9 protein-coding genes are annotated in these 13,273 nt (G+C 68.8%); all 9 read right to left on the reverse strand.

Annotated features, from left to right (window positions below; translation table 11 throughout):
• Positions 1–431: 431 nt before the first annotated feature.
• Positions 432–2,441, reverse strand: coding sequence for a SpoIIE family protein phosphatase (locus OG948_RS37775; protein WP_331769495.1), 2,010 nt, complete (start codon positions 2,439–2,441; stop codon positions 432–434).
• An 835-nt stretch (positions 2,442–3,276) separates the two neighbouring features.
• Positions 3,277–4,578 (reverse strand): phosphatase PAP2 family protein, encoded by a 1,302-nt coding sequence (locus OG948_RS37780; protein WP_331769496.1) that lies wholly within the window; start codon positions 4,576–4,578, stop codon positions 3,277–3,279.
• Positions 4,579–4,912: 334 nt separating this feature from the next.
• On the reverse strand, positions 4,913–5,197 hold the full coding sequence (locus tag OG948_RS37785) for a hypothetical protein (protein ID WP_406300514.1): 285 nt from the start codon (positions 5,195–5,197) through the stop codon (positions 4,913–4,915).
• A 108-nt stretch (positions 5,198–5,305) separates the two neighbouring features.
• Positions 5,306–7,534, reverse strand: coding sequence for a DUF4838 domain-containing protein (locus tag OG948_RS37790; protein WP_331769497.1), 2,229 nt, complete (start codon positions 7,532–7,534; stop codon positions 5,306–5,308).
• Between the two features lie 399 nt (positions 7,535–7,933).
• Positions 7,934–8,791 (reverse strand): formylglycine-generating enzyme family protein, encoded by an 858-nt coding sequence (locus OG948_RS37795; RefSeq protein ID WP_406300515.1) that lies wholly within the window; start codon positions 8,789–8,791, stop codon positions 7,934–7,936.
• 332 nt (positions 8,792–9,123) lie between these two features.
• Positions 9,124–10,128 (reverse strand): aliphatic sulfonate ABC transporter substrate-binding protein, encoded by a 1,005-nt coding sequence (locus OG948_RS37800; protein ID WP_331769499.1) that lies wholly within the window; start codon positions 10,126–10,128, stop codon positions 9,124–9,126.
• Positions 10,125–10,907: an ABC transporter ATP-binding protein gene (locus OG948_RS37805; protein ID WP_331769500.1), complete on the reverse strand. Its 783-nt coding sequence runs from the start codon at positions 10,905–10,907 to the stop codon at positions 10,125–10,127. The genes OG948_RS37800 and OG948_RS37805 overlap by 4 nt, the downstream gene beginning before the upstream one ends.
• A 4-nt stretch (positions 10,908–10,911) precedes the next feature.
• On the reverse strand, positions 10,912–11,772 hold the full coding sequence (locus OG948_RS37810; RefSeq protein WP_331769501.1) for an ABC transporter permease: 861 nt from the start codon (positions 11,770–11,772) through the stop codon (positions 10,912–10,914).
• Positions 11,769–13,256 carry a sulfatase-like hydrolase/transferase gene (locus OG948_RS37815; RefSeq protein ID WP_331769502.1) on the reverse strand — a complete coding sequence of 496 codons (1,488 nt, stop codon included), beginning with the start codon at positions 13,254–13,256 and terminating at the stop codon, positions 11,769–11,771. Before OG948_RS37815 ends, OG948_RS37810 begins: the two co-directional genes overlap by 4 nt.
• Positions 13,257–13,273: the final 17 nt, after the last annotated feature.

Raw genomic sequence — 13,273 nt, forward strand, 5'->3', positions numbered from 1 at the left:
CCCACGGCATCACGAATACGAGGAGGAGCCCACGCCGGCCCCCCGGCCGAGGCGGACCGCACGTGGTCGCTGCCGACAGCGTCGGCGCCTCAGCGTTGGTGTGCGGCCCGGTCCTCCCTCACAGCGGATTCAGGGTTCGAACGCTGACCCCCGGACTCGCCGGCAGTGGGCGCGGGCCATGGACCTCTGCGGCCACTCCTGCAAGCCGTGAGGCGCGGAGGACGAGACGGGGCAGCGCCGCCGCCTGGCGGTGCAGCCGATCTTGCTCGGGACCTTCAGGGTCGGCCACCGGTGGATCGAGTGGTGTGCCGGTACATGAGATGGGGGGCCGGACCGGGGTGGGCTCGGCAGGACCTCCAGAGCCCCAAGCAGATGAGGCCGCCACGGTAGTCGGCCAACGCGCCGGGTTGCCGGTGGTGGTCTCGTCCCGGTTACGGCAACGGTCGGCGTGATTCGGTGACGGGCATGCGCTGTTCGGTCCAGATGCACTTTCCGTCGGGCGTGTAGCGGGCTCCCCAGCTCTCGGCGAGCATGGCGATCAGTTGCAGGCCGCGGCCGTCCTCGTCGGTCTCCGCGGCACGGCGGATCCGGGGCAGGCTGGCGCTGCCGTCGGTGACCTCGCAGATCAGGGTCCGGCTGCGCAGCAGGCGAAGTGACACGGGTCCCTTGGCGTGCCGTACGACGTTGCCGACGAGTTCGCTGACCAGGAGTTCCGTTGTCGGGGACAGTTCCTCCAGGCCCCAGGCGCAGAGTTGGTCCCGTACGTGGTGGCGGGCCGTGCCGGCGGCTTGGGGCTCGGTCGGCAGGTGCCAGGTGGCGATGTCCTCGGCGGCGTGTCGGCGGGTGCGGGCGACGAGCAGCACGGTGTCGTCGTCGGTGGGCCGGCGGTCCGCTCCCATCGTTTTCAACAGGTCGTCGCAGACGGCGTCGAGGTCGGTGTGTCCCTTCGCCGCGATGGCTCGGAGGCGCTCGGCGAGGCGGGCCATTCCCCGTTCGATGTCCTGCGTGCTGGATTCGACCAGTCCGTCGGTGTAGAGCAGGAGCAGGCTGCCGTCGTCGAGGTCGAATTCGCTCGTGTCGAAGGGTGGTGCCGCCGCACCGAGCGGCGGGTTGGCGGGTATGTCGAGGAGTCGGACCCGTCCGGTGGCGTCGGCCACGGCCGGCGGTGGGTGGCCGGCGGTGGCGATGGAGCAGACACCGCTGGTGGGGTCGTAGACGGCGTACAGGCAGGTGGCGTAGAAGTCGTCGCCGAGTCCGCCGACCAGGTCGTTGAGGTGATACAGCAGTTCGTCCGGGGGCAGTTCGAGGTCGGCGAGGGTGCGCACGGCGGTTCGCAGTCGCCCCATCGTCGCCGCCTCCGACAGTCCGTGGCCCATGACGTCCCCGACCACCAGGGCGACCCGGTCCCCCGACAGCGGGATGACGTCGTACCAGTCCCCGCCGACCTCCGTTCCCTCGGTGGCGGGCAGGTAGCGGGCCGCCGCGGTGAGGGCCGGCGTCGGGGGAAGGGCACGAGGCAGCAGCCCCTGCTGCAACCGACGGGCCCGGTCGTGCTCCGCGTCGTAGAGCCGGGCCCGCGCGAGGGCCTGGGCGACCAGCGCGCTCAACGCCGTGAGCAACGTGCGTTCCTCGTGCGGAAACAGGTGCGGCCGACTGTAGGAGATGACGGCGCAGCCGATCACACGTCCGGAGGCGATCAGCGGCAGGAACGCCCACGCCTTCTTGCCGCTGAGTGCGACGACGCGGTCAAGACCGGGATAGCGACGCAGGTACTCCTCGGGCGACGAAACGAAGACCTGAACGCGATCCCGCTTGGCCTCCAACGACGGCGGGGTGTCCTCATTGGGGTGTCCCTCGAAAAGATCGATGAACTCCTGCGAGTACCCGGCGGCGCCCACCGCGTACACTCGCCCCGCTTCCTCGACCCAGATGCCCACTCCGGTCGCGCCGAACAACGGGAGCATGTGGTCGTGCACGACGTTCACCACGTCCTGCCCGGTGATCGCCGAGGCGAGTGCCAGGGTCATCGCGGCGATCCGATCGGTACGGTCCACAGCCAATCCGTGCGCTTCGTCCGGCAGCACTCGGGGGAGACCGCCGTTCGGCTGCTGTTGCGGAGCCCATGCCGCCACGTCGTGCGCAGGCTGCTCGGCGACCTCGCTCACAGTGCCGAACAGGCGATTCGACGCGCCCTGCCCGTCGAGCGCGCAATGACCGCGGAACTCGACCCGGCGGTAGCCGCCGCCGTGCCGCCGGATCCGGCACACCACGCTGTAGGCACCGTGCGTACGGGACGCCTCCTCGACGCACTTCAGCACCCGTGGCAGATCCATCGGGTGAACCAGACGCTGCCAGGCCGCGGCCTCCCCCTGCCAGTCACCGGGCTCCACGCCGAACACATCCAGAGCGGAGTCGTCCCAGGCGACTGCGCCATCGGCCACGTCCCAATCCCACGCGCCGACGCGGGCCCGACTGCCGACGTCCTCCGCGTTCGACCGCTCTTGTGGGCTCCGTTCGTCCGGACCCATCACCTCACCTGCCCGGTCGCGCGCGCATTGGCCTGGATACTTCCTATTTATAAAGTCACTTATGTTGAATAAAGATTACTTTCATCATAGATCACCCGATCCTGAGGAGATGTGCTCCAGCCGCACTACGGGGATCTGCCCGGCCTGTGGCCTGGTATCGGGAAGTGTGGCGGGGTGCCAGTGGGGCGGGGTGGGTTCGCCCGGATCGTCCCGCGAACCGGGTGTCGGCGAACACCGGCCCGAGCGTGTCCGCAGCCGCATCGCCGGGCAGCCCTTCGGGAACACCGCACGCGCAGGACGCGTCGCCTCCTCCGGGAACGCTCCCAAGTCCGGCGACGTTGCCTCGTGCGTCCAGAACGATGTCCAGGCGTTTGGGCATCAGGACGCCGTCCACGACGGAGGTTCACCCGACGTGCTGGTCACCCCTCCCCGCTCGGATCCATGCGACGACGCGCGTCGGTGGCCCAGGGGAAGTGTTCGCGCATGAACGCGATCGCGTTCGCCTCGATCCTCGGGGCGGGCAGGCGCTCCGCGGCGGGACCCGGGTGACGGGGCGGTTGTCCGACAACTGACTCAACTCGCCCCTGGACCAATGGACTTCCAGGGATTTACCCGGTGTCGAGACGGCCGGGATCGGCGGCATGCCGTTCGCGCTCTTGAGGTGTTGGATTCGCCGGATGTCGGCGCCGGCTCCCAGGGACAACCGCTGAGCACACGGTCGGTGGTGACGTGACCGGGCGCACAGCGATCACGCCGGTTGGAGTTGCGGTTCCGGTTGCTCCGCCGGCGCGGCCTTCGGGTCCCGCACATTGGTGGTCCGCACATAGGCGTAGATGACCGAGGCCATCGCCAGGATGAGCAGTGGTCCAAACACCCACGGATATCCGGCCATCTCCGTCGGCAGATAGCGGTACGACACCAGGAGCACAGCGAAAACCGTCGCGCCGTAGATGACCAGACAGATTCCTTGCCAGTCCCAGCCACGGTCGAGCGAGCGCATTGCAGTCTCGATCGTGAGCGCAAAAACCACACCGGCCACGAGGTCCACGCCGTAGTGGTAGCCGAATCCCAGCGTGGCCGCGAGCGTGGCAATCAGCCAGAACGTTCCTGCGAATCGGATAAACCGCGAGCCGTTGCGAGAGTGAACGAAAATTATGGTGGCCCACGCCGTGTGCAGGCTGGGCATGCAGTTGCGAGGGGTGATCTCGTCGAACTGCATCGAGAGTGGGGTACCGATCGACGGCGGCGTGTTCGGCCACAGGTTGGCCACTGCCCAAAACCCGCCGTCGGGGCCGTAGGCGAAGACCGGTCCGACCACCGGGAAGATCATGTAGATGCTCGGCCCGAGCAGGCCGATGGCCAGGAAGGTGCGCACCAGGTGATGGCCCGGGAAGCGGCGCTCGACCACTACGTTTCGCAGTTGGTACAGCGCAACGATGGCCGCTGCCAGCGGAAGCTGACCATAGACGGTGCCGAGGACATGGGAGCTGATCGGGTCGGTGGCCGCGACCATCCGGCCGGCCAGCCACGACGGGTCACCCAGCGCGTGATCGGCAGTCGCCACGTACTGGTCGAGCACGGCCGGGCGGGTCTCCGACGTGATGAGCAGCCAGGTGGCGCCGGTCTTGTGGCCTGCCACCAGCAGCAGTCCCAGTCCGGCGCCCTTCAGCATCAGGACACGTTCCCGGCCGGTGCGGCGCGTGAGAGCAAAGACCGCACAGCCGAAAATCACCCACAACGCGCCGTTACCGTAGTTCATCCTGGCGTCGACCATCCACCGCACCAGCCAGAAGGCGATGTCGATGCCGATTGCCGCACTCACCGCAATAAACCGTTGCCGCCAGGTGAGGACCACCATCATCAACGTCAAACCGGCATACAGCAGCTGCCCCGAACGGGGAGCGAATATCACCTCGCGCGCCTGGCTGGTGATCGGCCCCGGTAGGCCGTAGCGACGTGCGAACATCTCCATGGTGACGAGAAATCCGAGGACCGCCAAACCCGCTGCGGCCCACGGAATCGCCTGCGGCCGGCGCCGCACGGCGACCATGGTTCTGCGACTTATTCGCGAAAATATTCGCGGTATTATGAATGTCAATTACTCGGTCAATTTGTTAGATTTTAGTAACAGATCAAAGTCCACCAGCGCACTGAAGCCGTGCTCCACTATCGCGGCCACGGCCTGCCCTGGGTTCTTGGGGGCGTTCGGCGCACATCAGTTGCAGGCCCACGGCCGTTCATCACGTTGTTGTGATTCGCCGATCACGCGCTGACTGGTGGTGCCGCTCAGTCCCCAAACCACCGGAAAATCTCCCGGTGGCGTCCAGCATCTCCTGAGACCCAACTGTCCAGGATCTCGCGGGACCTCACATTAACAGAGGGGTTCACCCGTGCGTGATGCTGTGGTCGAGGCCACGCGGTTCGCTGGTTCGGTGGGCCGTCGACGATCGCTCCCACGCGCTTTGGGGCGTGGTGGTCGACGGCCCTCGGAAACCGCCGCGAGTCGACGATCTTCCGCGCTTCAACGATCCCATCGCATCGACGCCGAGGAGTTCCACCGCCTCCTGGACGGCGTCGTCACCGAGGACACCGGCGTCTTCAACGACAAGCTGCGCGAATGCGAGGACGATTACAACGAGCATCGGCCCCACGGCGGCCTCGGCGGTCAAACCTTGAACTCGCCCGTGCGGTCGGGGCCGGTCGGCAGGGTGGGGGTCCGTTCCCGCGTCGGGTCCACACGTCGGAGCGGCCCGACAGCGTTGCCGGGACCCCGGAGGTCACGCCGTCACTGCCACGGTCGTCTGCGCGGTCGTCAGCGCGGTGCCGTCGATGGCGAAGTCGACCGTCGCCGCATAGGTGCCCGCGGGCAACGTCGCGGCGACCCGCAGGGGCACGGTCACGCTGGGCTGCTCGGCTCCGCGTACGTCGAGAGTGCCCCGAAGGTCGGCCGCGGTGATCCCGTCCGGCAGGCGCAGCACCCACTCGACGCGGCGTGGGGTGAAGTCGACCGGCTGAGCCACGATCCTCAGTTGTACCTCGCTGCCGGATCGCACGGTCAGTCGCCGGTCGGGCAGGTACCCCCACGCGGCCGCCCGATACTCGCGGGCGATTTCGGTACGGCTGACCGAGCCGTCATAGCGACTCGCCACATAGCCCGACTCCAGTTGCACGCCTTCGAAACGGTGCGCCTGGGTCAGCTGTCGGTAGCGGTCCTTCGCCTGCTGCGCTCCGGCGTCATCCCGGATCTGCGAGTAGTGGGTGATGTCGATGTCGGCGAGCGAGACCTCGGCCCCCGCCGCGAGCCGCCGCAGTACAACCGCGGTGGCCGTCTGCCGACCGACCTGCGCGAGAGCGGCCTGCACATCGGCGTGCGCCGCCTGGTACTGGGCGCGGAACGCGGCGCCACCGCCTTGGCTGTTCAATCCGTCGGGATCGGCCGTGGTCCGGGCGAAGTAGTCCCGCATCCGGTCCGCTCCCGGTCCGAACCGAGCCGGGAGATATTCCGTGAGGAATCGGTCGGCGGTCAGTCCGGCATCCCACGCGCTGCGCGCGGTGAACAGATGCAGTGCCTCGAACTGCAACCAGCTACCCGGCTCGGCGTAACTCTCGACGCCGGTGAGTTCGAGGCTCTTGTACAGTGCGGCGTCCGTGGCCAGCACGGTGAGCGGATTGCCGAGGCTGCGCCACCGGTAGCGCCTGGAGTAGTCGTAGATCGCCAGGTCGCCGTTGTGGGTCGCACGCCAGCTCCGCAGGGCCGACATGTGGGACGCATTCGTAGCCGCCGACGGATCATTCAGCGGTACGGCGTAGGTCCGGCCGAAGGCGGCGAAATCGATCAGCACACTGTCGTCGAAGGCGTGGCCTGCGGTAGGCGGCTCGAGTCCCGAGGTCCAGATGTAGGCGATTCGCTCCACCTGGACCGTCAGGCTCTCCTTCGCCAGCGCCGCGACGAGCGCGTTGACGATGTGCGTCTCGGCGTTGGTGGCGGTGCCGAACGCCGCCAGGGTGGCCGGCGCCCAGCTCGCCCCGTCCGGCGGCCAGCAGTCGAAGATCGCGACCTCGGGCCGGGTGCGCAAGTAGGCCACGACATTGGCGACATACTGAGTGACGGCGGCCTCGTCGTGTGCGTTGAAGACGTTGCAACCCGCCGTGTAGTACTGCGGATACTGATTCGGAGACAGGAACGAGTTGTAGCCGTGGCCGCCGAGTTCCAGGGTGAGTCCGCGCTTGGCGAGTTCCGGCACGACGACCGATCGGAAGTCGTCGTAGTTGGTCACTCCCTCCGCCTGGTAGTCATACGGGAAGACAAGTGTGCTGAACCGCTGCTTGGCCATCCAGTCGATCAATGCGACGAGATTGCCGGAGTTGATGCTCCAGCCTTCCTCGACGTCCTTGCGACGCAGCGCGAACGAGGGGCTGGTGACATTGGCCGGAGGGTCGGCGACGATGATGTCGCTCAGCTGCGGAACGTGCTCGGCCGCGCCCTCGTAGTACGCGTACTGCGGAGCGAAGAACCGGACGCCGAACTGCTCCAGGAGCGAGTAGGCCGCGTACACGACCGCGCGGGGACCGACGCCGGTGAGCACGAGCCGGGCATCCGACGCCCCGATGAAGTAACTGTCTTCCACGGCACCCGACAACGCGGAATCAGCGGTGCCGAGCCACGCCGTGGGCAGCGCACCAGGGGCAGCGGGCCCATGTACCGCGCACAGCCCGGTCGTCGCGATCCGAGGTGCGTCACCGTGGAGTCGAGCCGGGGAGACCGGCACCCGCACGCCGGTCATCATCTGTAGATAGGCGGCGAGTTCGGTGGCCGCGAACCGGGCGCTGCGCTCGCCCCACCACAGCAAATGGACGTTGGAGCGCTTGTCGCGCACCACCTCGAAGCGTGGCCGGTCACGATCGGCCGCCTGCGCCAGAGTCGGGCGGGCAATGCCGCCCAGCGCGGCGATGCCTGCGGTTCCCACGGCTCCGGTCAGGAGGGTGCGCCGTGTCGGGTGGGTCATGAGTTCTCCACAGAGGCTGTAGCGCTCGCACAGACGCGCGGGTGGATGAAGGGTTCGACGAAATTCGGCAAATCCGCCGGACAAGTTCCTTCCTCGGCTGTCAGCCGGGAACCGACGTGTCCCGTGGACGAGTCCGGCGTGTTGTAGGTCCGGGGTCCGGGGTCCGGGGTCCGGGGTCCGGGGTCCGGGCCCGCGTTGCGGTACCGATTGCCGTGCACGGGTACGAGCCGCCCGTACGACGCGGAGCGGTCCCGGTACCGGGCCGACGGGATCGCGACGGATGTCCGGGTCCACCCGGTCGGCCGCTTGCCCGCCACTGTCGGCCAGGGAAGCCGCCCGGCCGTGGACGCAACAGGCTCCACGCGTGCCGGCGCACCCGCGCACGCCTCTTGCGGCTTGTCAGGCGGACGCCGCGCAGCGGAAGCCCACGTGGCCGGCGGAGCTGTCCGGTGTGTTGGAGCTGCGGGCGGCGACCCGGTAGCGATTGCAGTAGGACGCGTGGCACATGTGGGAGCCGCCGCGCATGACGTGGGTATCGCCGGTGGGCGGGCCCTGGGGGTCGACGCGAGTGACCGGGGTTCGTGGCGCGTGCCAGTCGGCGCTGTACCGGTCCGCGCACCATTCCCAGACGTTTCCCGCGACGTTGTACAAGCCGAAACCGTTGGGTGCGAAGGCGTCGACGGGCACTGTCGCGGGACGTCCCCGCGTCGCGGGGTCGCGGTGCGGGAAGTCGCCCTGCCAGATGTTGCAGCGCGGCCGCCCGCGCGGGGCGAGTTCGTCGCCCCAGGGGAAGCGCTTGCGGACCAGTCCACCGCGGGCGGCCTTCTCCCACTCGGCCTCGGTGGGCAGGCGCTTTCCGGCCCACTCCGCGTAGGCGGCGGCGTCGTTCCAGGAGATGTGTGTGACGGGGTGGTTCGGCCGGTCGCCGATGCCGGATCCGGGTCCCTCGGGGGTGCGCCAGCCCGCCCCGGCGACCGGACGCCACCAAGGGGCGCCGGGCACGATGCCGGCCAGGACGTGTGCCCGGGCCCGCGGGTGGACGAACCCGTCGAACACGTATGACCAGCCGATGCGTTCCGCGTCGGTCCGGTACCCGGTCGCCTTGGTGAACGTCGCGAAGCGCGCGTTGGACACGGTGGTCGCGTCGATGTGGAAGGCGGGCACGTGAACCTCGCGGACCGGGCCCTCGCCGTCGGCGGGGAACGCGTCGGCGTCGTCGCCGCCCATGAGGAACGGGCCTTCGGGAACGCGCACCATACCCCGCAGGGACGGGGCGGCGGCACGGCGCCGCGGCCCGGATGACGCGGGAGCGGCGGGCTCGGTGGGCGCGTCGGGCGCCGGACGGCGCGGACCGCAGCAGGCACCGGTGTGTCCTGGCCCGATCGCCAACGTGGAGCCGTCTCCGGCCCCGGACCCGAGGGCGGCGTCGACGACGGGGCCGGTTTCCTGCCGGTTCAAGAACATGTCTCACCTCTGGAGTGGCGCAGTGGCGCCGTGGCGCCCCGCGGCGGCCGGGCGCGGCCGAGTCCGGGAGGGACGGGCCCGGTCGTCCCTACCGCCATGTCGGGTGGGACGACCGGGCCCTGGGTTCACTGCTTCGGCACACCCCCGGCCCCGGCGTACAGGTCACCGAGGTAGTAGTCCTTGGCGGCGTCGCGCTTGGGTATCTTGTCCATCTGCACGAAGATGTCGGCGAGGTTGTCGAACCAGCCGTTCACGGTGCCGTCCTGGGTGAGCTTCGTCAGCTCCGCCGACGGCAGCAGCTTGACGTACTTGGTCGAGCCGGCCAATTGTGCGGCCGGGAGCTTGAGGAAGTCGGCCGTGACCTTCTCGGACTCGGCCGGATTGGCCACGATCCAATCGTTGGCCGCGCGCAGCACGGCTGTGACCTTGCGGACCAACTCGGGATCCTTCGACGCGAGTTCGGGCTGTGTCACGAACACGTTGGGGAAGGTCAGGCGGGGATAGAAGTCCTCGGTTCGGGTCACCTCGACGAGGTCGGGCACGCGCTTTTTGATGTTGTCGATCAGCGGGTACCAGATGGCCGCGGCGTCGACCGAGTTCGAGCCGAACGCGGTGACGACGGTGCTCGGGTCCATGGGGACCACCGAGACGTCGGACGGTTTCAGGCCGGCCTCCCGCAGGGCGAGGTTGAGGATCATGTCACCGGAGGTGCCCGCCGGGACGGCGATCTTCTTGCCCTTCAGATCAGCGGGCTTGGTGATACCGGAGCCGGGACGCGCGATGATCCGGTCGGCCTGGCCCAGCATGTTGACCGAGACAATCTTCGCCTTGCCGGTGGCCGGCAGCCACAGCGCGCCGGGGCCGAGGTAGCCGAAGTCCAGGTTCTTGGTGCCGAGCGCCTGCACCTGGAGCGGTCCGTTGGTGAAGACCTTCAGGTCGGGCTTGAGGCCCTGCTTGCTCCACAGGTCCTGCTTCGCGGCGACGGCGAGGGCGGCCGAGCCGCTGTAGTCGCCGATGTATCCGAACGTGACCTTGCGGCCGCCCGAGGACGAGTCGTCGTCTCCGCACGCGGTCACCGAGGCGAGGATCAAGGCGGTTGCGGCGCACAGGCCGGCGAGCTTGCGCTTCACGGGGTGGTCCTTTCGGAGCTTGCGGGCTGGTGGTAGACCGCGTTCCAGACCTCGCGCCGCAGCTCCGCGAATTCGCCGGACAGACGCATCTCCTCGGTCCGCGGATAGGGCAGGTCGACGGGGATGACACGGTGGATCCGCCCCGGACGGGCGGCCATCACCACGACCCGGTTGGCGAGGTATACCGCCTCGTCGACGTCGTGCGTGATGAACATGACGGTGCGCCGGTCCCGGCTCCAGGTCTCCAGGAGCGAGTCCTGCATCTGTACCCGGGTGAGCGCGTCGAGCGCCCCGAAGGGCTCGTCCATGAGCAGGACCTTGGGGTCGACGGCGTAGGCGCGGGCGATGGCGCAGCGCTGTTTCATGCCGCCGGACAGCGTCTTGGGCAGCGCGTCGGCGAAGTCGCCGAGTCCGACCAGGTCGATGATCCGTCCTGCGGTCTTTGCCCGTTCGCGCCTGCCGACCCCGGCGATCCTGAGGCCGAACTCGACGTTCTTGCGCACCGTCATCCAGGGGAACAGCGCGTACTGCTGGAAGATGACACCGCGTTCGGGGCTCGGCCCGTGCACGGGTTCGCCGTCGACGGTGACGGTGCCTCCGGTGGCGTCCAGCAGTCCGGCGGCGATGTTCATGAGTGTGCTCTTGCCGCAGCCGGACGGGCCGACGACGGTGATGAACTCGCCGTCGTGGATGTCCAGGCTCACCCGATCGAGGGCGTGGAACTCGCCGGTCTTGAGCGCGAAGTCGCGCGACACCCCGGTGAAGGAGATGGTGGGCATCCGGCTACCTTCTTTCCTGCCAGCCGGTGAGCCGCCGCTCGGCGAGCAGCAGCAGCCGGTCCATGACGAGTCCGATCGTCCCGATGGCGATGAGCTGGACGAAGATGGTGGGCAGGTCGTAGTAGAGCTGCGCCTGTTGCATGCGAAAGCCCAGTCCGCTCTGCGCGGCGATCAGCTCGGCGGCGACGACGGTGGCCCATGAGGCTCCGAGGCCGATGCGCATGCCGACGAGGATGAACGGCGTGGAGGCGGGCACGACGACGCCGATGAAGACCTGCCGGTCCTTGGCGCCCAATACGCGTGCGGCGTTGACGAGGGTCGAGTCGACCGACACGACGCCCTGGTAGGTGGAGACCACGGACGACAGGAACGCGGCCAGGAAGATCACGAAGATCTTGGGCTTCTCGTCGATGCCCATGGTCAGGATCGCGAGCGGGATGATCGCCAGCGGGGGCACCATGCGGAAGAACTGGATCCACGGGTCGATCAGCCGGCGCACGACCGGATACCAGCCCATCGCGAAGCCGACCGGGATCGCGAGCGCCACACCGAGCAGGTATCCGGTGAGGACCCGGCGCAGGCTGGCGCCCATGTCGTCGAAGAGCGTGCCGTCCTCGACGAGTTCGGCCCCGCGCTTGGCGACCGCCCATGGTCCGGGGAGGTCCTCGATGCCGCTCTTGGTCAGGCCGATCCAGACCAGCAGGCCGAGCGCCGCCGAGCACAGGGACAGCAGGACGGAGGAGGGCTTGGGCAGGGGTATGCGGCGGCCGGCGGGTGTCTTTGCGGCGGCGTCCGGTGCGGCGGGCGCTTCGGCGGTGCCGGCCGATGTGCCGCCGGGGCGGGCCGGTTTGGTGTCCTGGCTCATGCCACCTCATCCGCGACGCCGTCGACATCGGGCGCACGGTCGCCGCCGATGTCGGACATGTAGCTCATCCAGGTGTAGGCGGGGTCCTCGCGCCGGAGCAGTTCGCGGTAGAGCCGCACGGTGAGGTCGCGGCGTACGCCCGCGTAGGCGGGTGCCTGGTAGACGTTGTGCAGCTCGTGTGGGTCCGTCTCGAGGTCGTACAACTCGTGCACGCTCTCGGGGTTGTAGACGAGCTTGTGCCGCCGGTCGCGGATCATCCGCTGGGAGTGGGGGAAGTGGTGGCCGTGGAATTCGGCCACGACCTGCTCGCGGGTGCCGTCGGACGGCTCGCCGGACAGCAGCGGGAGGAGACTGCGGCCGTCACACGGCTCGGGCACCGGCGCGCCGGCGATGTCGAGGATCGTCGGGAACAGGTCGATCAGCGTGGCGAAGTCGTCCCGCACCTGCGCCGGTCGGCCGGGTACCCGGGCGATGCCGGGAATCCGGTAGATGTCCTCGTACATCGCCGGCCCCTTGTCGTTGAGCCGGTGGGCGCCGGTGAACTCGCCGTGGTCGGCGGTGAAGAACACCGCGGTGTCCTCCCACAGGCCGTGTGCCTTGAGCGCGTCGAGGAGCCGACCGACCTGGCGGTCGATCATCGTCACGTAGCCCCAGTAGACGGCGATCAGCTTGCGCCACTGGTCCGCGTCGAAGTGGTCCACGGACCAGTACTCGCTGTACCGACGCTGTACCTCGGGCTTGCCGGCGAAGGTCTCCGCCATCGACCCGGGCAGCGGGACGGAGTCCGGGTCGTACATGTCGTAGTACTCGTCCGGGATCAGGTAGGGCAGGTGCGGCCCGAACCAGTGGCAGGACAACATGAACGGCCGGCCGTCCTCGCGGTTGCCCGCCGCGTATCGGTCGAGGAGTTCGAGGGTGCGGTCGGTGAGGAAGGCCTCCATCGTCGCCTCGGCGGGCTGCTGGAGGCGGCCGGCGATCAGGTGGCCGCGTCCGGTGCCGTTCTCGGCCTTGCCGAAGATCGGGTCCTTGACCGAGAAGCCCGGGTACCCGTTCTGCTCCAGCCACGCCAGGTACGACGGGTGGTGTACGGGGTTGAGCGCGCCGGTGAGGTGCTCACCGTCGATGCCGTGGTGCTCGGGCCCGCGGTTGCGGCCGATGTGCCACTTGCCGACGTGCCCCATCCGGTAGCCGCGCTCCAGCAGCGGGCGGGCCGACACCGGGCTCGCGTCGTCGAGTTCGTCGCGGGCGCCGCCGTTGCGTTCCGGGTTGACGAGGAGCCCGTGCCGGAAGGGGTACTGGCCCGTGAACAGCGACGCGCGGGCCGGCGTGCAGATGGCCGTGGGGGTGTAGAAGCGGTCGAATCGGGTGCCGTCGGCGGCGAGCGAGTCGAGCGCCGGGGTGTCGACCACCGGGTTGCCATAGCAGCCCAGCGTGTCGGTCCGGTGTTGATCGGTCATCAGGAACAGGACGTTGCGAACTGGCATACGACGATCGCGCCTTC

It is taken from the genome of Embleya sp. NBC_00888, from assembly GCF_045207655.1.
Lineage (GTDB): Bacteria > Actinomycetota > Actinomycetes > Streptomycetales > Streptomycetaceae > Embleya.